Annotated in this window: 21 protein-coding genes; 6 read left to right on the top strand and 15 right to left on the bottom strand. The window is 51.7% G+C overall.

Annotated elements, in window-relative coordinates; translation table 11 throughout:
* Positions 1–82: 82 nt before the first annotated feature.
* Positions 83–1,603 carry a carboxypeptidase M32 gene (locus PEH01S_RS27545; RefSeq protein WP_127489317.1) on the bottom strand — a complete coding sequence of 507 codons (1,521 nt, stop codon included), beginning with the start codon at positions 1,601–1,603 and terminating at the stop codon, positions 83–85.
* A gap of 109 nt (positions 1,604–1,712) precedes the next feature.
* Between PEH01S_RS27545 and PEH01S_RS27550 the strand changes: the two genes are divergently transcribed.
* Entirely contained in the window at positions 1,713–2,057 is a 345-nt protein-coding gene (locus tag PEH01S_RS27550) for an iron-sulfur cluster biosynthesis family protein (RefSeq protein WP_025844287.1), read from the top strand.
* Positions 2,058–2,100: 43 nt separating this feature from the next.
* Here the strand turns inward: PEH01S_RS27550 and PEH01S_RS27555 are convergent, their stop codons facing one another.
* The 4 genes from PEH01S_RS27555 to PEH01S_RS27570 all read right to left on the bottom strand — a co-directional run bounded on the left by PEH01S_RS27555 (position 2,101) and on the right by PEH01S_RS27570 (position 5,539).
* Entirely contained in the window at positions 2,101–2,658 is a 558-nt protein-coding gene (locus PEH01S_RS27555) for a beta-class carbonic anhydrase (protein ID WP_025844286.1), read from the bottom strand.
* Between the two features lie 129 nt (positions 2,659–2,787).
* Positions 2,788–4,239, bottom strand: coding sequence for a HAMP domain-containing sensor histidine kinase (locus PEH01S_RS27560; protein ID WP_127489319.1), 1,452 nt, complete (start codon positions 4,237–4,239; stop codon positions 2,788–2,790).
* On the bottom strand, positions 4,236–4,979 hold the full coding sequence (locus tag PEH01S_RS27565; RefSeq protein ID WP_369426654.1) for a response regulator transcription factor: 744 nt from the start codon (positions 4,977–4,979) through the stop codon (positions 4,236–4,238). Before PEH01S_RS27565 ends, PEH01S_RS27560 begins: the two co-directional genes overlap by 4 nt.
* Entirely contained in the window at positions 4,976–5,539 is a 564-nt protein-coding gene (locus tag PEH01S_RS27570) for a DUF309 domain-containing protein (RefSeq protein ID WP_246063084.1), read from the bottom strand. The genes PEH01S_RS27565 and PEH01S_RS27570 overlap by 4 nt, the downstream gene beginning before the upstream one ends.
* A 121-nt stretch (positions 5,540–5,660) precedes the next feature.
* Here PEH01S_RS27570 and PEH01S_RS27575 point away from each other — a divergent pair, with 121 nt between their 5' ends.
* The 3 genes from PEH01S_RS27575 to PEH01S_RS27585 all read left to right on the top strand — a co-directional run bounded on the left by PEH01S_RS27575 (position 5,661) and on the right by PEH01S_RS27585 (position 8,476).
* The gene (locus PEH01S_RS27575; protein WP_025844281.1) at positions 5,661–6,095 is read left to right on the top strand and encodes a hypothetical protein; all 435 of its coding nucleotides are present in this window, start codon (positions 5,661–5,663) and stop codon (positions 6,093–6,095) included.
* 25 nt (positions 6,096–6,120) lie between these two features.
* Positions 6,121–6,396: a YxcD family protein gene (locus PEH01S_RS27580; RefSeq protein WP_025844279.1), complete on the top strand. Its 276-nt coding sequence runs from the start codon at positions 6,121–6,123 to the stop codon at positions 6,394–6,396.
* Positions 6,397–6,541: 145 nt separating this feature from the next.
* Entirely contained in the window at positions 6,542–8,476 is a 1,935-nt protein-coding gene (locus tag PEH01S_RS27585; protein ID WP_174807178.1) for a glycosyl hydrolase family 18 protein, read from the top strand.
* A gap of 64 nt (positions 8,477–8,540) precedes the next feature.
* On the opposite strand, the gene PEH01S_RS27590 is transcribed toward PEH01S_RS27585, so the two are convergent.
* From PEH01S_RS27590 to PEH01S_RS27605, 4 genes are all read right to left on the bottom strand, one after another.
* Positions 8,541–9,500, bottom strand: a complete 960-nt coding sequence (locus tag PEH01S_RS27590; RefSeq protein WP_025844276.1) for an ABC transporter substrate-binding protein — start codon at positions 9,498–9,500, stop codon at positions 8,541–8,543.
* Between the two features lie 42 nt (positions 9,501–9,542).
* Positions 9,543–10,574: a FecCD family ABC transporter permease gene (locus tag PEH01S_RS27595; RefSeq protein ID WP_025844274.1), complete on the bottom strand. Its 1,032-nt coding sequence runs from the start codon at positions 10,572–10,574 to the stop codon at positions 9,543–9,545.
* A complete protein-coding gene (locus PEH01S_RS27600) occupies positions 10,575–11,618 on the bottom strand; it encodes a FecCD family ABC transporter permease (RefSeq protein ID WP_025844272.1) in 1,044 nt (347 codons plus the stop codon).
* A gap of 277 nt (positions 11,619–11,895) precedes the next feature.
* Positions 11,896–13,107 carry a Tm-1-like ATP-binding domain-containing protein gene (locus PEH01S_RS27605; protein WP_127489321.1) on the bottom strand — a complete coding sequence of 404 codons (1,212 nt, stop codon included), beginning with the start codon at positions 13,105–13,107 and terminating at the stop codon, positions 11,896–11,898.
* 238 nt (positions 13,108–13,345) lie between these two features.
* Between PEH01S_RS27605 and PEH01S_RS27610 the strand changes: the two genes are divergently transcribed.
* Positions 13,346–14,176: a phosphoenolpyruvate hydrolase family protein gene (locus PEH01S_RS27610; protein ID WP_127489323.1), complete on the top strand. Its 831-nt coding sequence runs from the start codon at positions 13,346–13,348 to the stop codon at positions 14,174–14,176.
* Between the two features lie 20 nt (positions 14,177–14,196).
* On the opposite strand, the gene PEH01S_RS27615 is transcribed toward PEH01S_RS27610, so the two are convergent.
* From PEH01S_RS27615 to PEH01S_RS27635, 5 genes are all read right to left on the bottom strand, one after another.
* Complete coding sequence (locus PEH01S_RS27615) at positions 14,197–15,420, bottom strand: phosphoenolpyruvate hydrolase family protein (RefSeq protein ID WP_127489325.1); 1,224 nt, start codon at positions 15,418–15,420, stop codon at positions 14,197–14,199.
* A gap of 262 nt (positions 15,421–15,682) precedes the next feature.
* Positions 15,683–17,374, bottom strand: a complete 1,692-nt coding sequence (gene ilvD / locus PEH01S_RS27620; protein WP_025844266.1) for a dihydroxy-acid dehydratase — start codon at positions 17,372–17,374, stop codon at positions 15,683–15,685.
* Positions 17,375–17,376: 2 nt separating this feature from the next.
* A complete protein-coding gene (locus PEH01S_RS27625; protein WP_025844264.1) occupies positions 17,377–18,057 on the bottom strand; it encodes a GntR family transcriptional regulator in 681 nt (226 codons plus the stop codon).
* 253 nt (positions 18,058–18,310) lie between these two features.
* The gene (locus tag PEH01S_RS27630) at positions 18,311–18,844 is read right to left on the bottom strand and encodes a 3'-5' exonuclease (RefSeq protein ID WP_127489327.1); all 534 of its coding nucleotides are present in this window, start codon (positions 18,842–18,844) and stop codon (positions 18,311–18,313) included.
* 136 nt (positions 18,845–18,980) lie between these two features.
* Positions 18,981–19,505, bottom strand: coding sequence for a hypothetical protein (locus PEH01S_RS27635; protein WP_127489329.1), 525 nt, complete (start codon positions 19,503–19,505; stop codon positions 18,981–18,983).
* 292 nt (positions 19,506–19,797) lie between these two features.
* On the opposite strand from PEH01S_RS27635, the gene PEH01S_RS27640 reads away from it, so the two are divergent.
* Positions 19,798–20,358, top strand: a complete 561-nt coding sequence (locus tag PEH01S_RS27640; protein WP_127489331.1) for an NAD(P)H-dependent oxidoreductase — start codon at positions 19,798–19,800, stop codon at positions 20,356–20,358.
* Between the two features lie 64 nt (positions 20,359–20,422).
* On the opposite strand, the gene PEH01S_RS27645 is transcribed toward PEH01S_RS27640, so the two are convergent.
* Positions 20,423–20,782, bottom strand: a complete 360-nt coding sequence (locus PEH01S_RS27645; protein WP_025844259.1) for a winged helix-turn-helix transcriptional regulator — start codon at positions 20,780–20,782, stop codon at positions 20,423–20,425.
* Positions 20,783–21,007 lie beyond the last annotated feature (225 nt).

Consider the following 21,007-nt stretch of genomic DNA (forward strand, 5'->3'; position numbering starts at 1 on the left):
TACATAAGAATAGACTGGAAAAAGACCCAAAAGGTTACATACGAGACAATAAAAAAAGCGGGGAACGTGTCCCCGCCGTCGATTAAAGCTTATAAATGTCGGAATATTTGACGCGCAAATAGTCGACCAGGTAAGACGGGTTCAGCTCCTCGCCCGTCACCCGGGTGATGATTTCCGTCGGCGTCTGACTTTTGCCGTATTGATAAATTTTATCCGCCAGCCAAGCCTTGATCGGAATCAGATTGCCCTCGCGAACCAGCTCGTCCACGTTGCCGAGCTCCTGCTCCAGCGTCCGTTTAATTTGCGCGGCGTACATGTTGCCCAGTGCGTACGATGGGAAGTAGCCGAACATGCCTCCCGACCAGTGCACGTCCTGCAGCACCCCTTCGCCGTTATGGGCAGGCACGATGCCAAGGTACTCCCGGTATTTCTCGTTCCACACCTCTGGCAGGTCGGCAACTTTCACGGACCCGCTGAACAGCGCCTTCTCGATCTCATAACGCACCATAATATGCAGGTTGTACGTCAGCTCGTCGGCTTCGATGCGGATGAGGGACGGCTTCACCTCGTTCGTGGCGCGGTAAAAATCTTCCACGCTCACGTTGTCGAACTGGCCGGCGTAATTTTTTTGCAGCTCGGGGAAATAACGGTTCCAGAACGGACGGCTTCGTCCGATCATATTTTCCCAGAAGCGCGACTGCGATTCGTGGATGCCCATCGACGTTCCCGTGCACAGCGGCGTGCCGAGCAGATCCATCGAAATGTTCTGCTCGTAGAGCGCATGACCGCCTTCGTGGATCGTTCCGAACAGCGCGCTGTTCACATCGTTCAGCAGGTAGCGCGTCGTAATCCGCACATCGCCCGGGTTCAGGCCGGTCGCAAACGGATGGACGGTTTCGTCCAAGCGTCCCGCTTCGAAATCGTAGCCCATCTGATCCAATATGTATAAGCTGAACTTCTTTTGCTTGTCCTTGTCGAACGTCTGCTTCAAGAAGCCGGTTTCCGGCTTATGAGCCGACTCCTGAATGGCCGACAGCAACGGAACGACCTGCTCGCGCAGCGCGCCGAACACTTGATCGAGCTTCTCCACGGTCATGCCGGGCTCATAAGCATCAAGCAGCGTGTTGTACTTGTGTCCTTCGTAGCCCCACAGGTCGATGAACTGCATACTCATATCGACGATTTTCTCCAGATACGGCTGGAAGCCCGGAAAATCGGCCTGATGCTTCGCATCTTCCCAAGCCGATTCCGCCTGCGAGGTCAGCACCACATATTCCTGATACAGCTTCGGCGGAATTTTTTTGCTGCGGTCGTACTCCTTTTTGCATTCGCTTACAATTCTGCGGTCGATAGCCGACAGCTCGGACTGTACCCCGGACGAAGTGAAATAGTCCAAAAACGAGCCCATCTCGTCCGACACCGACATTTTGAACAGCTCGCCGGACAGCTCGCCGACGACTTCGGACCTCGCCGCAATTCCTTTCTTCGGCGCGCCTGTGCGCATGTCCCAATAAATGAGTCCGACGGCTTCCTCATAGCTTTTCATCTTTTTCAGATACTGCTTGAATTCCGTCAATTTGGCTTCCAGATTTCCTGTCGACAACGGGCATTCCCCTTTCCAAAGATATACATTGATCATACTTCGTTCGCGGTACAGAAGCAAATATCGCCGAAATGAGGTATGATAAATAGGAAAGGAGCGTGACGTGACGATGCGAATTATATTTACGGAAAGTGCGGTAGCCGAAATCCGGCGCATACTGGACCGCCAAACGGGCGGACGGCTGAAGCTTGTCTACGATGCGGAGGGGTGCGGGTGCGCGGTCAGCGGCGTGCCGACGCTGTGGATCACGGACGAACCGGACCGGAACGATTTTAGCGTGGCGGGAGACCCGTTCGAAGTGCTGATGGACCGGAAGCACGAGGTATTTTTCGAGGAAAATATGACGATCGACTATCAAGCGAGCGGCTACTGCTTTGTCTTGAAAAGCAGCGGACAAATCTACAATGCGAACATGCGGCTGATTGATAAGCGGAACGCCGTCGCGAATCGATGAGAAGGCTTTTACGGCCTTCTCATCTTTTTCGTTCCGGAACTGCTTAGTAGCCGTTGACGATGACATCCAGCTTTCCGGTCGAAGGATCAATGACAAGCCCGTGAACCGGAATGTCCGGCACAAGCGGATGGTTCTTGATTATATTCACGCTGCTTTTGACGCTCTCCTTCACATCTTCGAAGCCCCGCAGCCACCGTTCAAGGTTCAAGCCCGAATATTCCAACGTTTTGAGCGTCTCCTCCTTAATCCCCCGCGCGACAAACTTCTCCTTCACACGCTCCGGGTTCAAGTGGCTCATCCCGCAATCGTGATGGCCGATGACCAGCACTTCGTCCGCGCCCAGCTCATAGATCGCGACGATAATACTGCGCATGATGCCGCCGAACGGAGTCGATACGACGCCTCCGGCCGCTTTAATCATCTTGACGTCGCCGTTCTTAATATTCATGCTGGCCGGGAGCAGCTCGATAAGACGGGTATCCATGCAAGTAAGAATGACGAATTTCCGATCCGGAAATTTTGAGGTTAAGTAGGGCTCGTACATTTGCTGCTCGACAAACGAGCGGTTGTACTCCATGATCTGGGATAGTAAATTCGGCATTCGCACTTCATCCTTCCTGTTCTACATCTTATTTGGATTTAGCCGTTTCCGTGTTGGTTAGGCTAACGTTTTATTAATCTTATCTTGTTTTTCGCGATTTCACAAGGCACATCGTTTCCAGCACCTCGGTCAGCTGCTGCCGCGGTCCGAGGGCAGGAGCGGGAACGCGATCCGGAATTCGGTCCCTTTCCCGAGCTCGCTTGCCGCGGCAATCGACCCTTTCATCCCCGTCACAAGATGCTTGACGATGGTCAAACCGAGCCCGGTGCCGTCCGAACCGCCGGAGCGCGACGGCTCCGCCTTGTAGAACCGGTCCCAGATTCGCAGCAGCTCGCTTTCACTCATGCCAATCCCCGTATCGCGCACGAAGACGACGGCCTCCTTCCCTTCGGCCGCAAGCTCGACAGTAATGGTTCCCCCGGAAGGCGTGAATCGGATCGCGTTATACAGCAGGTTGAGCAAAATTTGCGCAAACCGGTCCGGATCAAGCTCGCACCGCAGCGGCGGCGTTCCCGGCACCGGGCCGGTCGTGCGCACATGCAGCCCTTTGTCGGAAGCGGCGCTCTGCACCAGCTCCAGCACCTCGTTCACCTTGGCCGGGAGCATAACAGGACGCGACCGGAAGACGTCCGTTCCGTTCTGAATGCGTGCGAGGTCGAGCAGGTCGTCTACGAGCCGCTGCAGCCGCTGTACCTCATGGTCGCATATTTTCAAATAGTGCGAGAATTTCTCGGGCGGAATCACCCGGTCGTTCATCGCAACGATCAGTCCGCGCAGCGACGTCAGCGGCGACCGCAGCTCATGCGATACGTTGGCCAGAAACTCCTGGCGGTTGTCGTCCCACTGCTCCAACTGATCGACCATAAAGTTAAAGCTGCGCGCCAGCTCTCCGACCTCGTCGTTGGACGAAACCGGCACCCTTGTGGAAAAGTCGCCATTTGCCACTTCAAGCGCCGCGCAGTTCATTTGCTGAAGAGGACCGGCCAGCTTGCGCGACAAAATGAAAAGGATAACCCCGACGGCAACCAAAGAGAACAGCAGCGGAACGAAAATATTCCAGCGGATGGCCTTTAGCGCTTCGCTGCTTTCCAGCGCAGGGACGAGCATCATGATAACAATCCGCTGACCGTACAGCTCTGCGGGGGTGTAATAGGCCAGCAGCCCTTCCCCACCGTGCGGATCGACCTTGTACGGCCCTGCCGAGTACCCGCTTCCGCCTTTAAGCCCTTCGGCCAGCAGCGGCTCAAGCGGCTTCGGAATCACCGTCCCCTCCCGGTCCGACGAGCCGTTCAAAACCGTACCTCTCGCATCGACCAGCCACACGGAGCCGTTGATGCTGCGGCCGATGATGCGGCTGCCAAACCGCAGTTCTCTTGTGGAAAGCGTCCCCTCCTGAACCGTGGGCAGCAGCTTGACGACTTCGGCGGAACGCGAGCACAGCAGCTCTTTTTTGTCCTTATAGAAAAAATCCGTGAAATAGTAGTTCCAAAATACGGCCAGGCCTACGAATACGAGCACACAGGTGGCGAGAAAGGAAAGAAAGATTTGAATATACAGGCTGCGCAGCCACCGCTTGATCATGTGCCGCGCACCTCGAACGAGTATCCGATGCCCCACAGTGTTTGAATCGTCCATGCCTCATGGGAGCCGAGCTTCTTGCGCAAATTTTTCACGTGGGCGTCCACCGTTCGGGTGCCGCCGCTGAAATCGAAGTTCCACACGTACCCGAGCAAATCCTCGCGGGTGAATACCCTGCCGGGGCTGGCCGCCAGAAAATGCAGCAGCTCGATTTCCTTAGGCGTCAGGTCGACTCTGCTCCCGCTCAAGCATACCTTGTACTGATCCAAGTCGATGCTTAAATTCCCGACCTCCAGCGGCTTCGAAGCATGCTCTGCGGGTACCGGCGGAGCGGCTCCCTGCTTTCCCGCCCGCCGCAGGACGGCCTTGATCCGCGCAACCATTTCGTTCGGGTCGAACGGCTTGACGATATAATCGTCCACCCCAAGGTTAAAGCCTCGCAGCTTATCGATCGACTCGCCCTTGGCGGTCAGGAAAATAATCGGCGTAGCGCCTTCCGCTCCCGGCAGCTTGCGGATCTGGCTGCACAGCTCGAAGCCCGACACGTCAGGCAGCATGACATCAAGCAGCACAAGATCGGGCGTCTCGGTCTTCACCCGGTCCAACACCTCTCCGCCCCGGAAGTGCAGGAGGGGGACGTAGCCCGCATGCTCCAGGTAAAGCCGAATGACCTCGACAATATGCGGCTCGTCGTCCACAACCATAATTTTCTGCGGCTCGCCGCTTCCAGGCATCCGGCTCATACACCGTCCCCCGTCGTCCTGCGCTCGATCCTGCGCTGCTTCTGCAGCTCCCGCTCCGCTACGACGCCGCTGCGGTCGCGCAGCGTATGCTTATGAATGAGGTACGTATCGTTCAAGTTGCTCGGCTGTCCCCATTCGGCTTGCGCTTGAGCGGCGGCCTCCCGGCATAAGGCGATAAGCGCCTGATCCTGCAGCGGAATATCCAGATCGGTGTAGACGAAATCGGCGTGATCCAGCTCGCGCAGACGGGCCTGAAGGCGCCGCCGGAATTCAGCCGCGTCGATGCCAAGCTTCTCCAGCTGATCGTCTTTGAACCGTTGGAGCGAGCCCGCAAGCATTTTGACCGCCCCGGCCCGATTGCCCCGCCGCTGATGGTAGAGCGATACGGCCACTTGAATCAGCCCGACGCAGGCTTCGCTGCAAGGATCTTCCGGATGCTCCTTCCAATACTCTTCCATCACCTCGTGGCATTCGAAATAATCGCGCTCCGCATGGAAGTGCACCAAATATTGAATATACGCTTCGGTATAGTTCGGCATCGCAACCGTCCCTCTGTTCATAGAAATGATCTTTTTATCTTCTATTGTAACAAGTTCGTTTAAATTCTGAAACCATCGCCCACATTATACGTAGTAACCTATTGCAAGGAGTCTAATCTATTTTAATGGAGGATGCAAAAAGATGTTGAAAAAGTTGTCTCTCATTCTGATGGCTTGTATGCTGGTGTTCTCGTTCACCGCACCCGGTATGGTCGATGCCAAAGGGTACAAGTCCTCGAAAAAAAGCTACACGCCGAGCAGTTCCAACACCACGCAAACGCCGAACAACGGCATCAATAAAACGGAACCGGCCGCTTCCAAAACACCGGCCAGCACGGCGGCGACTCCGGCTAAGAAACCGGGCTTTTTCAGCGGCGGTCTGATGAAAGGCTTGATGATCGGCGGTCTGGCGGGTCTTCTCTTCGGAAGCCTGTTCGGCGGCATGGGCTTCCTCGGCGACTTGCTGGGCCTGATGGTGAACGTGCTTGCGCTCGTCGTGCTGTTCGTCGTTATCCGCAAAATTTTCGTTTACTTCCGCGACCGCAAGAAGCTGAAGGAAGAACCGAAGCAGTTTTAATTTAGGGTAAAGAGGTTATCAAAATATGCGACTATCGGAGCAAGATATTATCAATGCGATATGCCTGAATATCGCCGAACGAAAGCAGATTCACCCGACGCAAGTCGAAGTGGAGCTCATGTGGGACGAGGACCTCGGCTTCTCCGCCGAGGTGCACGCCGAAGGCCGCAGCCAGATCCTGATCGCCGCCAACATGCTGGAAGCGATCGAGCGTTACCTGCTCAAGGAGCAAAATATCCGCGTGTTCCGGGATCAGATCCGGCTCGTGCTGGAAGACGAAATCGTCGCCGATATCGGCTGACCTACCGAACGACCCTTCAAGCGATGGCTTGGAGGGTTGTTTTTTTGTCCCCATCCCCCCTTTTCGGGATTCTATTATTTTCCTCGCAACTTCGAGGCCTCTTCTAACGTTTAATAGAATACACTGACCAGAAAGAGGCTGATGCATGTTGAAGCGCAACACCCTGCTGACGTTGTCCGTCATGACGCTCTTCCTCTCCTCCGCGGGCTCCGTTATGGCCGCCGACAAGACATCCAAGTTCCGCGTCTATCAGGACACCACGATGCTGCTGGAGACGTCCGATTACAAGTCCGCCGAAAATTATGCCAGGCAGTTCGCGGATAGCCACGTCGAAGAGATCGGCACCCGTAAATGGGTATGGCATAACTATCCCCGCTACAAGGTATACCAGAACGGCCTCAGCTCGTCCAAATGGGAGTACGCCACTTTGGATCAGGCGATCCGCGAAGCGTCCAATTGGGGACATGCCAGCGTACGCGACCTGCAATCCGGCGGTTGGGTATGGAACAATTACCCGAAGTACCGCCTCTACCAAGGCGACGACATTACGATGGATTCCTGGAACTTTGAAACGTTGAACCAAGCGATCGCCGAGGCGAAAAAATGGGGCAACGCCCATATCGTCGAGCTCAGCACGCACCGTTGGGTATGGGACAACATTCCGGCCAGCCGCAAGGCCGAGCTGCGCAGCGGCAGCAAAATTTATCAAATCTATCAAGGTACATACTCCGCTGACAATTGGAAGTTCGCTTACTTAGAAGACGCCGTGAACGAATCGCTCAACTGGGGCAATTCGAAGATTGTGAACACCGAAACGGGCAAGGTCGTTTACTCCAACGTCAAACCGTATAAAGTGTACCAGTTCGAGACGCTGCTGAATTCGTTCCTGAGCATTGACGAGGCGATAGCGTACGCCAAGCAGTTCGATCATACCCGGATTACCGACGATGAAGCGGCAGGACTTGACGGCACCGCACGCGTCATATGGAATAATTATCCTTATTATCAAGTGTTCCAAAAAGACAAATGGATCGCGGACTTCTCTACGATCGGCGCCGCATTATCTTACGCTATGGGCTATTCCAACGCCTCCGTTCGGCTGTACGACGACGGGTCCAGCATTTGGAGCAACCTTCGCAATCTGCAGTTTTGGGGGTGGAACGGAAGCTCCAGCGACGCCACGATCCGCAGTCAGGTGAGCAACACGTCGGGGCTGGATGTCGTCTCCCCCACCTACTTTCAGCTCGCCGACGGCTCGGGCAATTTGACCGACAGCTCGAACAAAGAAACCGTCGCTTGGCTGAAGAAGCAGGGGTACTCCGTCCATCCGCTTGTCAACAACCAGTTCGACACGGCGATGACGACGCAATTCCTCGCCTCACCGCAAGCCCGCGGCAAGTTCATTTCCGCTCTGGTTGATAAAGCCGCGGCCATCGGAGCGGACGGACTGAACATCGACTTCGAGAGTGTCGCAGGCACGGACCGCTCCGCCTTCACGGCGTTCATGAAGGAAATCGCGGATGCGGCCCATCAAAAAGGACTTGTCATCTCGGTCGACCTGCCGAGAGGCAGCGCCGCATGGAATGCGAAAACCGCGTTCGACCACGAGAAGCTTGGCCAGATCGTCGACTACGTCATTACAATGACCTACGACCAATATTGGAAAGGCAGCACCGAACCGGGTTCCGTGGCCGGTCTGCCTTGGGTTGAACAGGGCGTGCAGGAATTTCTGGCCTACGGCATTCCGCGCGACAAGCTGATTATGGGAATTCCGTTCTATGTGCGGGAGTGGAAGGTCGACAAATCGGGCAAGCTGGACAGCAACCGTGCGCTGCTGATGAAGGACTTGACCGGCCTCATCTCTTCCAAGCAAGCGAAGCTCAGTTGGGACAGCCGCTTCAATCAGTACAAGGTCGAGTACGAACAGGACGGCTTCAAGAACGTCTTCTGGCTGGAAAACGAGGAGACCGTCAAAGCGCGGATCGACATCGCCAAAAAGTACGAGTTGGCCGGCGTGGCCGCTTGGCGCCTCGGCTACGATTCGAAGGAACTATGGAATATGATGATCCAACAGAAATAACAGGTCATATGCAAAAAGACCGCCGGACGCAAATTGTTCGGCGGTCTTTCCTATGAGATAAGAGTTAAGACTTTTTAAGCAAGGATACTATTTCTTGCAATTGCTTCTCGATATCATGCGGCGTGTAGCCGAACCATGTATCGAGATTCAGCATGTACACCCGGTTGTTTTTGACGGCAGGCAGGTTCGCCCATAGCGCAGTTTTTGAAATTTCGTCCAACCGCTTCTTGGAATCGTCATCGCCGAACACCGAAACGAACAAATAATCGGAGGCGTACTCCGGAAGCAGCTCCAGAGACACCGGAACCGCCCAGAAGTTCGGATTCTTCTCGATTTCTTTCTTCACCGGCGGCGGAGGCGTCAGCTCCAGCGCTTTGTAGAGGGTAAAGCCGAAATTCCGTACGCCGTACACGTAAATTTCCTTCGGGCGAATGTTATAGATCGCCGCCGTTTTTCCCGGTTCGATGATATTCTGAAGCTGTTCCCTCACCGCTTGGAATTTTGCCCGGAACGCCGTGCTCCAGGCTTCGGCTTCGCTCTGGCGGTTCATGATGTCGCCCATGGCCTTCACATGACCGAATACGTCGTAATCCATCCACGGAACAACGACCGTCGGGGCGATTTTGGATAATTGGTCGTAGGTCTCCTGTTCGACGTCCCCGGCGATGATCAGCTCCGGCTGAAGCTCCAATATTTTTTCGAAATTATATTTTCCGACATCGCCGATGCTTTCAATCCCTGCCGCTTTCTCTCCGAGATCCTCAAGAAGATTAGCTGGAGCGCCGAGAGGCTTGACGCCAATGGACAAGAGCTGACTCACATATTGGAGCGTAACGACCTTTTCCGGCTTGACGGGAATTTTCACCTCTCCCATCGCGTGCTTATAGATGCGCTCCGATGCCGGCTTCGCGCCGGAGCTGTCGGCGGAAGCGGCCTGTTTGGAAACGGGCGAATTGGACCCGCAGCCAGCGGTCATCAGGATCAGCACAAGCGCCCCGATGCAGGCAAACTTCGATCTTCTCATCTTAACGACTCTCCTCCGAACGAATACTTCGCTGCGTTCGAATCATCTCGCTCTAGCCAGCAAGTAAAGAAAATACGGCGCGCCGATGATCGCGACGACAATGCCGGTAGGAATCTCCGCGGGCTGGATAACGACTCGTGCAATCGTATCGGCGACGATCATCAGCAGGCCGCCGACCAAAGCCGAGGCCGGAAGCAGCATTTCGTGCTTCGGTCCGATCAGGCGGCGGGCCAGATGGGGACCGATCAAGCCTACAAAGCCGATGCCTCCCCCTACCGCGACGCAAGCGCCCGCAATCCCGACGGAGGCGGCAAGCAGGCCGAGCCGTTCCTTCTCGACGGGAGCGCCCAAGCCGGTCGCCATCTGTTCCCCGAGATTGATCACATTGAGCACTCTGGCTTTGTAAAACACATAAGGCAGGAGCACGATCAGCCACGGCAGCAGAGCGACGACAAACTTCCAGTTCGAGCCCCAGATGCTTCCCGCCAGCCAGACGGCCACGAACTGGTAATTTTGCGGGTTCAACCGCAGCGTCAGCACCACCATTAAGGCGCTGATGCCTGCTGCGACGGCGATCCCGGTCAGAACCAGACTTGTCGGCGAAAGCCCTTCGTGCTTCTTGTAAGCCAGTCCGTAGATGATGGCCGCGGTGACCCCTGCCCCGACGAAAGCCAGGATCGGCAGAAACAAGACCGGCGCCGCTGTCTTCGACGGAAAAAATGAGATAAAGAGCACGACCATCAAGCCTGCACCGGCATTAATCCCCAGAATGCCCGGATCGGCCAGCGCATTGCGGGAAAGCCCCTGTAAAATACATCCCGAAACAGCCAGGCCCGCCCCGATCAGCACCGAGATGACGATGCGGGGCAGCCGGAAATCGAACAAAATGAGCTCCTGCTTGGCCGTCCCTGCACCGAACAGCGTTCGAATGACATCAAGCGGCGACAGCCGGGTATATCCCGTGTTCATACTGACGAGAAAAGCGAGTAAAATCAACACGCCCAGAACGGATAAAACCGTCACGGCTTGAATTTTTTTGCGGCGTTCCGTCGCCCCCATTTTCACTGCTTCCATCTACAGTTCCCTCCTCTGCTTGCGTGCCAAGTAAAGGAAGAACGGAACCCCGATCAAGGCGATCAATGTGCCGATCGGCGTCTCATAGGGCGGATTGATCATTCTCGCCCCGATGTCGGCAATGACCATGAGCAAGCTGCCGAGCACCGCCGAGCAGGGAATGATCCAGCGGTAATCGACGCCGACCAGCGACCGGGCAATATGCGGAATGACGAGCCCGACAAAGCCGATCGCGCCTACCGCGGAGACGGCCGTACCTGCCAGCACGAGCACGACAACGGCGCAAGCCAGCTTCACCCAGCCCGTGCGCTGGCCCAGCCCCGTCGCCACTTCGTCGCCAAGACTCAGCAGCGTAATGGACCGGGAAAGCAGCAAGGCGGCGATCAAGGCGGCAATGACCCACGGCGTCATGATTTTAAGCTGGACCCACTTCGTCCCGGCTACCCCGCCGGCATACCAGAAAGCGAGATCCTGTCCGATGTTGAAATAAATCGCGATGCCCTCGCTGACCGCAACAAGAAGCGCAGTGACCGCGGCGCCAGCCAGGGCAAGCCGGACCGGCGTCAGACCGTTCTTGGACATGGAACCGACCCCATACACCATAAACGCCCCGACGGCAGCGCCGAGGAACGAGTACAGAATCAACTGCATGAACGGCATGCCCGGAAAAAAGGCGAAGCAGAGAGCAAGCACGAACCCCGCTCCCGCATTCAAGCCGAGCAGCCCCGAATCGGCAAGCGGATTGCGCGTCATCCCCTGCATAATCGCTCCGGCAACGGCGAAGCAAGCGCCGACCAGCGCTCCGGCAAGCGCCCGCGGGAGGCGCAGCTCCTGAATGATCTGGTGCTGGGTAATGTCCGGATTAAACCGAAACACGGCTTCCCATACGGTGGAAAGCCGGATATCCGCCGCGCCGACGGAAACTGACAAGGCAAGCCCCAACAGCAAGACAGCAAGTCCCGCAAACAAAACAATCGTTGCCGTAACCGGCCGGGACCGCAGCTTCGGTGTGGATTGGGGCACTGCCTCCGTACGTACGCTCATGAGAACCATCCTTGTCTTTGCTGGAATGAAAGGCACTTTGCCTTGTGTATCGTGATACTGATAATCATTATCAGTAAATGATTATACATCCATTATCCATTTCCGTCCATACTTTCAAGCAAGTTTTGGATAAGTATGACAGCCAACTAAGAAACCGCATAACTGTTGCATGTTCTAAGGGAACGAACGCCTTTGCTTGACTCCAAAATAAAAAGCGGCCTTCCCTGGCCGAGAGCCTGTGGAAAACGCCGCTTCTGATCTTTTTTGTTGTCCGACTTTATTTTTTCATCAATTCAATTAGTTTTTTCGCCATGGCCAGAGCAAAGGCTTCGTCATTGACGTTATGCTCCATCTCAACCAACTCGACGCGTTCCCGGTCTAGATTCGTTCTTAGGGCATCAAACAGCGCAGCGTCTTCTTCCGGTCCATAAAAGGGCTGGCCTTCGTTATCGATCAGCGAAACCCCTTTTAGAGGCAGGAATAACGCGCAAGGGCCGGTCGAGCGGTTCAGTTTGGAGGAGATGATTTGGCCCAATTGCCGGTTTTCTTCCACATTTGTTCTCATTAACGTGATGGTCGCATTATGTTTATATAGATTCCGGCCTGCGTACTTCTCAGGAACCGTATCCATGGCTCCGAAATTCACCATATCCAGAGCGCCGGTCGATACGACCTGCGGAATGCCTGCCTTAGCGGCGGCCTCCAAACGGCTCGCTCCGGCCGAAAGCACGCCGCCGGCCAGCTCGTCGCACCACTCCGTCGTGGTGACGTCCAATGCCCCTTCGATAAACCCGCTTTCAATCAACGCTTCCATTGCCATGCCGCCGCTGCCGGTCGCATGGAAAACGAGCACTTCATACCCTTGCTGCTCCAGGTATTCTCTTGCTTTATTGACGCAAGGCGTGGTCACCCCGAACATGGTCGCCGCGATCAATGGCTTATTTTCCAATTGCGGCGGAACGCCTTTTGCCATTCCGGCAATAGCATAAGCGGCGTTGGCAAGGATGTTGGCGGACAACCGGTTGATGCCCGAAATATCGACGACCGAATACATCATGGTAATATCTTTTTCCCCAACATAGGGTCTCGTGTTTCCGGACGCAACCGTGGATACCATGAGCTTCGGGACGCCGACCGGGAGCGCTTGCATCGCATACGTGCCGATCGTCGTACCCGCGGATCCTCCCAGACTGATCACGCCGGCAACTTCCTTGTTCCGGTACAGCTCTGTCATGATCGCCGCAGCGCCTCTCATCATGACATCCATGGCATAACCCCGGTCATCCTTCGCAACCAGCTCCTGAAGCGACGCCCCTCCCGCATGAGCGACCGTCTCGTTCGAGATGTCGGCATCCCAGCTTGCGCCGCCGATGACTCCCGTATTCATGACAATCGTCGATACACCCGTGCCTTCGATGATATTTTTAATGAATAAAATTTCTTTTCCCTTCGTATCGAGGGTACCGATAATGACAATTTTCCCCTTCATCGTTGTGCCTCCTCCATGTTTTTTGTGTGATTGGCGGCGCTTTCATATCTCTACTATCGCAGAATCGGACGGACAAAAGAATAGATTTAGGTAACATCAAGTAGGATTATGATAGGGTTTTCGGTTAGACCCTACCATAATACTAATTGAAATTACAATAATCTATGGTTTCACGCCGCGGATTCGGCCATACTGACGGTATGGACTCATACTTCTACTGAGAAATGGAGACGATGTCATGGTTTCGACAAGACAACGTATTTTGGCGGCTCTGCAGGAAAAGGTTAAGCAAGGCGGCTACATTATCGGCGGCGGGGCCGGAACAGGAATTAGCGCGAAGTTCGAAGAAGACGGCGGAATCGATCTGATCGTCATTTATAACTCGGGAAGGTTTCGGATGGCCGGGCACGGTTCTTTGGCCGGACTTATGCCGTATGGGGATGCCAACTCGATCGTATTGGAAATGGCAAGCGAAGTTCTGCCGGTTGTGAAGAAAACGCCGGTTATTGCGGGGGTATGCGGGACGGACCCGATGCGGGTCGTGAGCCGTTTCTTGAAACAGATCAAAGACGAAGGCTTCGTCGGCGTCCAAAACTTCCCTACGGTCGGACTGATCGACGGGAACTTCCGCATGAATCTGGAAGAAACGAATATGGGCTACGATAAAGAAGTCGAAATGATCCGTCTGGCGCATGAAGAGGATTTGCTGACGACGCCTTATGTGTTTACCGAGCAGGATGCGATCAAAATGACGAATGCCGGCGCGGATATTCTTGTCATTCACTTAGGCTTGACGACCTCGGGAACGATCGGGGCCCAAACCGCTAAGACTTTGGACCAATGTGTCGAAGAGATTCGCTCCATTGCGGCCGCGGCTACCCAAGTAAGACCGGACATTCTTATTCTGTGTCATGGCGGTCCGATTGCCGAGCCGGAGGATGCCGCCTACGTATTGGAAAGATGCCCGGAAATTCACGGGTTCTACGGGGCAAGCTCTATGGAACGTTTGCCCACCGAGCGTGCGATTCGCGAGCAAACGCAGCGATTTGTCAGCTTGCGCAGAAATTAAGAAGCGGCATATCCCAAGGATCAATTCCTTGGGATTTTGTTATTTTTGTGGGAGATTTCTTTCCACTCGCTTGGCGTCATGCCGGTTTCCTTTTTGAACAGCCTGCTAAAATAAGACGCGTCCTCATAGCCGACCTGCCGGGCTATGTCTTGAATGCTGCTGTGTTCCTTCTTCAGCAAATCTTTAGCGGTCCCGATCCGCGTCTGAATCAGCCATTCGGAGAAGCTGATCCCCATTTTCTTTCGGAAGAGCTGGCTCAAATAGTTCCGGTTCAGATGAAGCTCTTTGGACAAATGATCGAACGTGATCGGCTCATGAAGATGCATGGTCACATACGAGGTGATATATCGGACATAGTCGGCTTGCTTGATCGCCGTGTGCAAATCCAGCTGCTGTCTGAGCTGTTTGTTTTCCGACTTGACTTCCTGGTATTTTTTGAACAGCTCCGTCACCCGGACGATGCTTGCTTCCGTCGGAATTCGTTCAAAGCTGGACCCGCCGATGTAGCCCATCGCTTCCGTATGGTTGTAAATGTACTCCGCATTTTCCGGGGAATTGACAGGCCCTCCGTAAACCAGCTTGAAAACATCCGGATTGACCGTTACGGCCGCTTTAAAGATTTTATCGGATCGAGCTGCGCTCTCCTCCAAGCTGATGGTCAGCTTGACCCCCGAGCTTCCGCCTTTGGTAAATCCGAGATGAGCGCAAATGATATGTGCCCCGGCGGCAGCCATCTGGGCAGCCTGTTCCTCATTAAAAACGAACGCAATCGTAAACAGGCCCTTCTCGCGGGCTTTCTGTATGGCGGCGACTTCCCTATCGAAGGATATCCCTGCTTCCTGGAGCGCTTCGCCAAACACACCGTCGATTAGTCCGACGGTCGGGTAATTGGTGATCCCTGCAAAGCCGGCATTGCGAATGTCGTCCAAATAATTCTCCAGCACGATCCCCGGATCGGTGGCGCATAAGCCAAAAATACATGGAATGGAGCTTACATTGCGAAGCACCTCTTGGATGCCTGTCTCCATGACCATCTGGTTGCTATTGCCGAAAGGAAGCAGGCTGGCCGTCGAGCTGTACCCCATTAAGCGAAACCGCCCCGCATTCAGTACCAGAATAAAGTCCGCGCCGCCGGTTTCGGCATATTTGGCAAAAAGGCCGCAGCCGACGGCCGCACCTATAATATGTTTGTTTTGTTCCACCGCTTGGCTCAGCTTGTGTACGATCCTTTTCAGGTCTTGCATGAGAGTCAGTCCTTTTTATCAGTTACCCCTATTTTACCACCTCATCTCTTCTTAAGGTATTCTCATGAAAAAAGAGAGCCGCAGCTCTCATGGATGTAGGTATTAACAATCGCTCAGAGAACAATATCCATTCGTGGTGAGTGGTAGTAAATGTCGAATAAACGTTGCTTATCATTTGTTGTTATGCTAATGGTGTAAGAATACGACGACTTTTTCCAAGTTAATCTATTGGTTTTTACTTTATTGGGCGATATACATGAAGTTATTCGAATAAATCTGTGACAGCCCCTTTTGAAGCAGATGAAACTTGTCTTGCATATTTGCCAAGTACTCCTGACGATTTTTTGAAAGGGGGCTGCACCCATGCTTCCGCACGCTGCTTCAATTCATGTTCCGACACGTCAAAATTTATTTCTTGAGTCTTACTGTCAATCGTGACAAGATCGCCAGTTTGAAGTAATGCAATTGGCCCCCCGACTTGCGCTTCCGGGGCAACATGTCCAATGACAAAACCGTGAGATCCCCCAGAGAATCGCCCGTCCGTTATAAGCGCGACTTCTCCGCCTAACCCTTTCCCGACAATTAAGGCTGTGACAGAGAGCATCTCAGGCATTCCTGGCCCACCCTTCGGACCGCAATATCTAATGATAAGAACATCGCCTTTACGAATCTCATTATTCACGATCGCTTCGGTTGCAGCCTCTTCGCTGTCGTACACTTTCGCAGGGCCCGTAAACCGGTGTTTACTCAAGCCTGACATTTTCGCGATGGCGCCTTCTGGCGCAAGATTCCCGCGAAGCACAACAAGAGGACCGTCGGGTTTCAGCGGATTTTCAAATGGACGTATGATCCTCTGCCCCTCGATCAACCCCGGAACCTCCGCCAAATTCTCCGCCAACGTCTTGCCTGTAACCGTCATGCAATCTCCATGAAGCAACCCTTTGTCCAATAGCAGCTTCATCACGCCTTGAACGCCTCCGATATCGTTCAGATCTTGCATGGCATGTTTTCCGCTAGGTTTGAGGTCGGCAAGGTGAGGCACTCTTTTGCGAATCCGTTCAAAATCGTCATATGTCAATTCCACTCCGGCGGAATGCGCAATGGCGATGAGATGAAGAAAGGCATTCGTCGAGCCTCCAAGCGCCATCACCACGGTAATCGCGTTCTCAAAAGCCTGCTTCGTCATAATATCGCGAGGATAGATCCCCTTTCTTAGAAGCTCAAGTACGTATTTGCCGGCTTTCTCGCACTCCCCGGCTTTATCCGGAGAAATCGCTGCCGTCGAAGCGGAGCCCGGCAAGCTCATTCCCATCGCTTCTGCAGCCGTTGCCATCGTATTCGCTGTATACATCCCCCCGCATGAACCGGGGCCGGGACAAGCGCTGCATTCAACTTTATGCAATTCCTCCTCCGTCATCCTGCCATCGTGGTACTGTCCCACAGCCTCAAACGCACTGACGATATCCACCTGTTTGCCATCCAAACTACCCGGCTGAATCGTGCCGCCGTATACGTATACTGCCGGTAAATTCATTCTCCCGATTGCCATTAGACAGGCAGGAGTATTTTTATCGCAGCCTCCGATCGCTACCAATCCATCGAAGCGTTCGGCTCCCATTACAATTTCAATGGAATCGGCTATCGCTTCTCGACTTGGCAGAGAAAAGGTCATTCCCTCGTGCCCCATCGAGATCCCATCGGAAACGGTGATGGTGTTAAAGATAAGAGGGGCTCCGCCATGTATCTGAAGTCCTTTTTTTGCATGCACGGCAAGATCGTTTATATGCATATTGCATGGAGTAACCTCACTCCAAGTGCTCGCTACCCCAACCATGGGCTTCTTGAAATCCTCATCCTTAAAACCTACGGCACGCAGCATGGCACGATTGGGAGATCGATTGGCACCTTCACTTATGACTTTGCTTCGAATTCTTAAGTCCTTATTGTCGTTCATTATCATTGAACTCCCTCGCTTAAAGTCTCGTACAATTCGTTCATCGGTCGAATAATATTTTGTTTCATCATCTTTAAAGCCAGATCAGCATTGCCTTCCATTAGAGCTTTAATGATGAGGTCGTGTTCATCCGCTGAAGCCAACGTTGTTGTTATCGCTTGCTTTAGAAACACGTACTTAAAGCGGCGGATATGAATTTGTAAGGATGCGCCGAAGGACGCAATGTACGGGTTTTCCGACATTTCAACAATTAGATTGTGAAATTGCTCATCCAACTCCATTGCCTTATAGGGCTGTCCGGTCTCGATTGCGTTTCGGAAATCAGAATTCAATTGTTTTAATGTCTCTACTTGTTCAGAATTCATCCATTTTACTGCCTGCTCGGCAGCTAAACCGTGAAGTGCGGCAAGCGTGGGATACATTTTCAATATATCTTCTTTTTCGATCAGAGTTACTCTCGTTTCCTTTCCTGGGTGCATGGATACTAATCCCTGGACTTCTAACAACTGAAACGCTTCCCGTATTGGGGTACGACTTACTGACAAGGTTTCGGCTAGTTCTGCGTCAAGCAATTTCTCCCCTGGTTGAAGCGTGCCATCAATAATCCAGCGTTGAATTTGCGAAAAGGCTCTTTCCTTGGCAGACATGCGCACAGGTGCAGAAAAATTTTTGGGTATTGGCAATAGAATCATCCCTCATCAACTTATTGTTATATTCAATATATCGCATATGTATTAAAAATGCAATATAAAATAAAATTATGTGCAAATAAAAATAACCGGTCTTTTCGCCGGTTAACTTTGTCTTGTATAAAGCTTAGCCTATCCTTGAATCAAAAGAAAAAACCATCCCGCATAGCTTTTTATGGTTTATATCCAGCTTCCATTTCATCAAGCCCCACGCTCCTGTATGAATCTCAAATCATGTTTTTCTCGATCAAAAGTCCAGCTTGTCAAAAATCCTTACAAATATCTTGGCAATATTCCGGGCATCATCAATTCCCCGATGGTGTGTGCCCTCTAGCGGCAGCTTAAGCATTTCCAGCGCCCTTGCCATACCTACTCCCCGCTCTTTGCCGATCATCTTGCCATGTTGATGTTTCATACTGATATGACTGGCAAGCCATTCGGTACTTATTGTATGAAGTTCACAATCCTTGATTAGTTGATTCTTATCGTAAAATCCCCAAGAGCACAAGAAGTAATCTTCTTTGCCAATCCAATCTTGAAATTGTTGAATGGCTTCCGGAAAATATTGTGCTTGATTCACATCCTCTTGTGTAATGGAGGTTAGTTTTTTGCAAAAATCAGACAACAAAGGATTTAATACAGGCTTAATAAATGTTTGAAATTCATCGACGATTTCAAGTTTATCATTGATTTTAACGGCGCCGATTTCAATAATTTCGTTTTGTTTTGTTCGGTCATGTTCCCAGCAAGTAGCTTCCAAATCAAACACGATGTAATTCACTTTGCATCATTCCATTTCATGATAAGCTAGTAAATTCCATAATAGCGTACGATGTCGCAATTATCCGTATAATTATTGGATGTAAACAAATTTTCTTGATCGGATTTGTTCGAGCACATTGATGCAATGAATTTAATCAACTATAAATTCCCCACTCGTATAAGAAGTAGTACGCTTCACTTTCACCAAAGTATTGATCATATACGTTCCGTTTTTGTAGTCTGATTACGGTTGGATTTTTTGATATTTTCTTTAGAACATCGTTTGCTGTTTCTGAAGGGACATGAACATTTTGAAAATCCAATTCCACACTTTTAATGAAACTCGAAGCATTCTCCATCTCTACCTGTAACCCCGGATACTTCAAAAAATTTTCCGGTATCCATATGTCCTTCAAAGCCATAAGCCACTCTTTATCATCATTAGCATATTGATTGGTTATATCCCATTCATGCATATTGTGAAGTTCTTTGCAGAAGAGAGACGCAAACGCCTCTTGAATATCTTGATATTGATTTTTCGGGGAGAGAATTAGATCGATGGCCATGTGATTTCTTAAAAGCTCATAATGTTCGAAGGTTAGTTTGACTAAATCCGTTTTGGCAATGAATTGTGCAAATCGATCCGGATCATCAAACAAACTTTTTATCGAATTCAACAAACGGAAGTACCCCTTTCATAAACAAAATAATAATGATTGCTTTCACCAAAAAACTTATCATAGTCATGATCTTGCTGCAGCCTTTATTGGAGACAACCTCGATAATAAGGCTTCGTATTCACTTTTAGATTTACAAATGGAGTTTAGTGCTTTTCTCCATAATTTCACAGCAGTATGCTTCCCCTCCGACACTCTCCTTTTGGTAAGTACCTGTACTAAAAGTGCATACTTACATATTGGCAGTGCGCGATTTATACTCAAGTAGTAAATCATCCTTAAGGAGGACATCCCCTTGAAAACTCTTGTTATCGTCACCCACCCAAGCATAGAAACCTCCGTCGTCAATAAGCGATGGGTTGAAGAACTCCAAAAATATCCGGAAAAGTATACGGTCCACGAACTGCATAAGGTTTACCCTGACGGAAACATTGATGCGGAACAAGAACAGCAGCTTATTGAATCGCATGGCAATCTTGTTTTACAGTTCCCGATTTATTGGTTTAATTGCCCGCCTCTCCTGAAAAAATGGCTTGATGACGTTTTTGCTTATGGCTGGGCTTATGGTTCGAATGGCGATAAATTAAAGAACCGCAAAGCGGCTTTAGCCGTATCGGCCGGAATTAAAAAAGAAGATTACCGTGAAGAAGGAAGATACCGCTATACGCTTGAACATATATTATCTCCTTTTGAAACCACCTTCCGATACTGCAGTGCAGACTATCGTTCGTTCTTTGCATTTTACGGTACGGAAACTGAGCCTGGTGAAAATGTGCCTGGTGAAGAAACTGAGCCGTCTGTAAGTAAATTGGAAAGAAGCGCACAAGATTATGTGACATTTATTGACAACCTGTAATATTGGCAGCTTTATTAAAGCGAAAAAAGAAGTATTTCCTTGTTTAGGAGATACTTCTTTTGATTTACCGCTGTACAGCCTCCTGAGCCGGCAAGCCGTTCTTCTCTCCCCACTCGCACATCATATTTAACAAGGGAATAAGAGAAAGACCACGTTCGGATAACGAATATTCGACTTTTGGAGGGACTTGGGGAAATTCCTTGCGTATGATCAAGCCATCGGCCTCCAGCTCTTTTAACATGGTGCTTAGCGATTTAAAGGAAATCGTGCCGATACTTCGCTTCAGCTCATTATGCCGCATCACTTTATTTTCAGCCAGCCAATACAAAATAATCATTTTATATTTACCGCCTATTAAGGACAACGTATATCCAAAGCCGGTGTCTTTTAGGTTCACGCCAGTCGGAACGCAGGTTTCGCGCACAAACTACACTCTCCTTCGGGCAAGTATATGATATACAGGTGTATTATATACAACAGTATATCATGTGTAAGAATATAGTGGAAATGCCTGTCGGGAGTTGATCATTTCGTGGAACGAATATGAATTACTTATGATTCGTTCGCCAAGCACTTACAAAAAAAGCGACGGAACCAAGGGGAACTGACCCCCGTTTGTGAGACAGGGATCAAAAACACCTTGCAAGTT

Origin of the sequence: Paenibacillus ehimensis NBRC 15659 (genome assembly GCF_004000785.1) — a bacterium.
GTDB classification, from domain to species: domain Bacteria; phylum Bacillota; class Bacilli; order Paenibacillales; family NBRC-103111; genus Paenibacillus_G; species Paenibacillus_G ehimensis.

What these genes read in the sequence shown, in the direction of transcription:
- PEH01S_RS27550 (WP_025844287.1), top strand. Translation starts at nt 1,713, where the DNA reads ATGCGAATTATATTTACGGAAAGTGCGGTAGCCGAAATCCGGCGCATA.
- PEH01S_RS27555 (WP_025844286.1), bottom strand. Translation starts at nt 2,658, where the DNA reads ATGCCGAATTTACTATCCCAGATCATGGAGTACAACCGCTCGTTTGTC.
- PEH01S_RS27560 (WP_127489319.1), bottom strand. Translation starts at nt 4,239, where the DNA reads ATGATCAAGCGGTGGCTGCGCAGCCTGTATATTCAAATCTTTCTTTCC.
- PEH01S_RS27565 (WP_369426654.1), bottom strand. Translation starts at nt 4,979, where the DNA reads ATGAGCCGGATGCCTGGAAGCGGCGAGCCGCAGAAAATTATGGTTGTG.
- PEH01S_RS27570 (WP_246063084.1), bottom strand. Translation starts at nt 5,539, where the DNA reads ATGAACAGAGGGACGGTTGCGATGCCGAACTATACCGAAGCGTATATT.
- PEH01S_RS27575 (WP_025844281.1), top strand. Translation starts at nt 5,661, where the DNA reads ATGTTGAAAAAGTTGTCTCTCATTCTGATGGCTTGTATGCTGGTGTTC.
- PEH01S_RS27580 (WP_025844279.1), top strand. Translation starts at nt 6,121, where the DNA reads ATGCGACTATCGGAGCAAGATATTATCAATGCGATATGCCTGAATATC.
- PEH01S_RS27585 (WP_174807178.1), top strand. Translation starts at nt 6,542, where the DNA reads ATGTTGAAGCGCAACACCCTGCTGACGTTGTCCGTCATGACGCTCTTC.
- PEH01S_RS27590 (WP_025844276.1), bottom strand. Translation starts at nt 9,500, where the DNA reads ATGAGAAGATCGAAGTTTGCCTGCATCGGGGCGCTTGTGCTGATCCTG.
- PEH01S_RS27595 (WP_025844274.1), bottom strand. Translation starts at nt 10,574, where the DNA reads ATGGAAGCAGTGAAAATGGGGGCGACGGAACGCCGCAAAAAAATTCAA.
- PEH01S_RS27600 (WP_025844272.1), bottom strand. Translation starts at nt 11,618, where the DNA reads ATGAGCGTACGTACGGAGGCAGTGCCCCAATCCACACCGAAGCTGCGG.
- PEH01S_RS27605 (WP_127489321.1), bottom strand. Translation starts at nt 13,107, where the DNA reads ATGAAGGGGAAAATTGTCATTATCGGTACCCTCGATACGAAGGGAAAA.
- PEH01S_RS27610 (WP_127489323.1), top strand. Translation starts at nt 13,346, where the DNA reads ATGGTTTCGACAAGACAACGTATTTTGGCGGCTCTGCAGGAAAAGGTT.
- PEH01S_RS27615 (WP_127489325.1), bottom strand. Translation starts at nt 15,420, where the DNA reads ATGCAAGACCTGAAAAGGATCGTACACAAGCTGAGCCAAGCGGTGGAA.
- ilvD (WP_025844266.1), bottom strand. Translation starts at nt 17,374, where the DNA reads ATGAACGACAATAAGGACTTAAGAATTCGAAGCAAAGTCATAAGTGAA.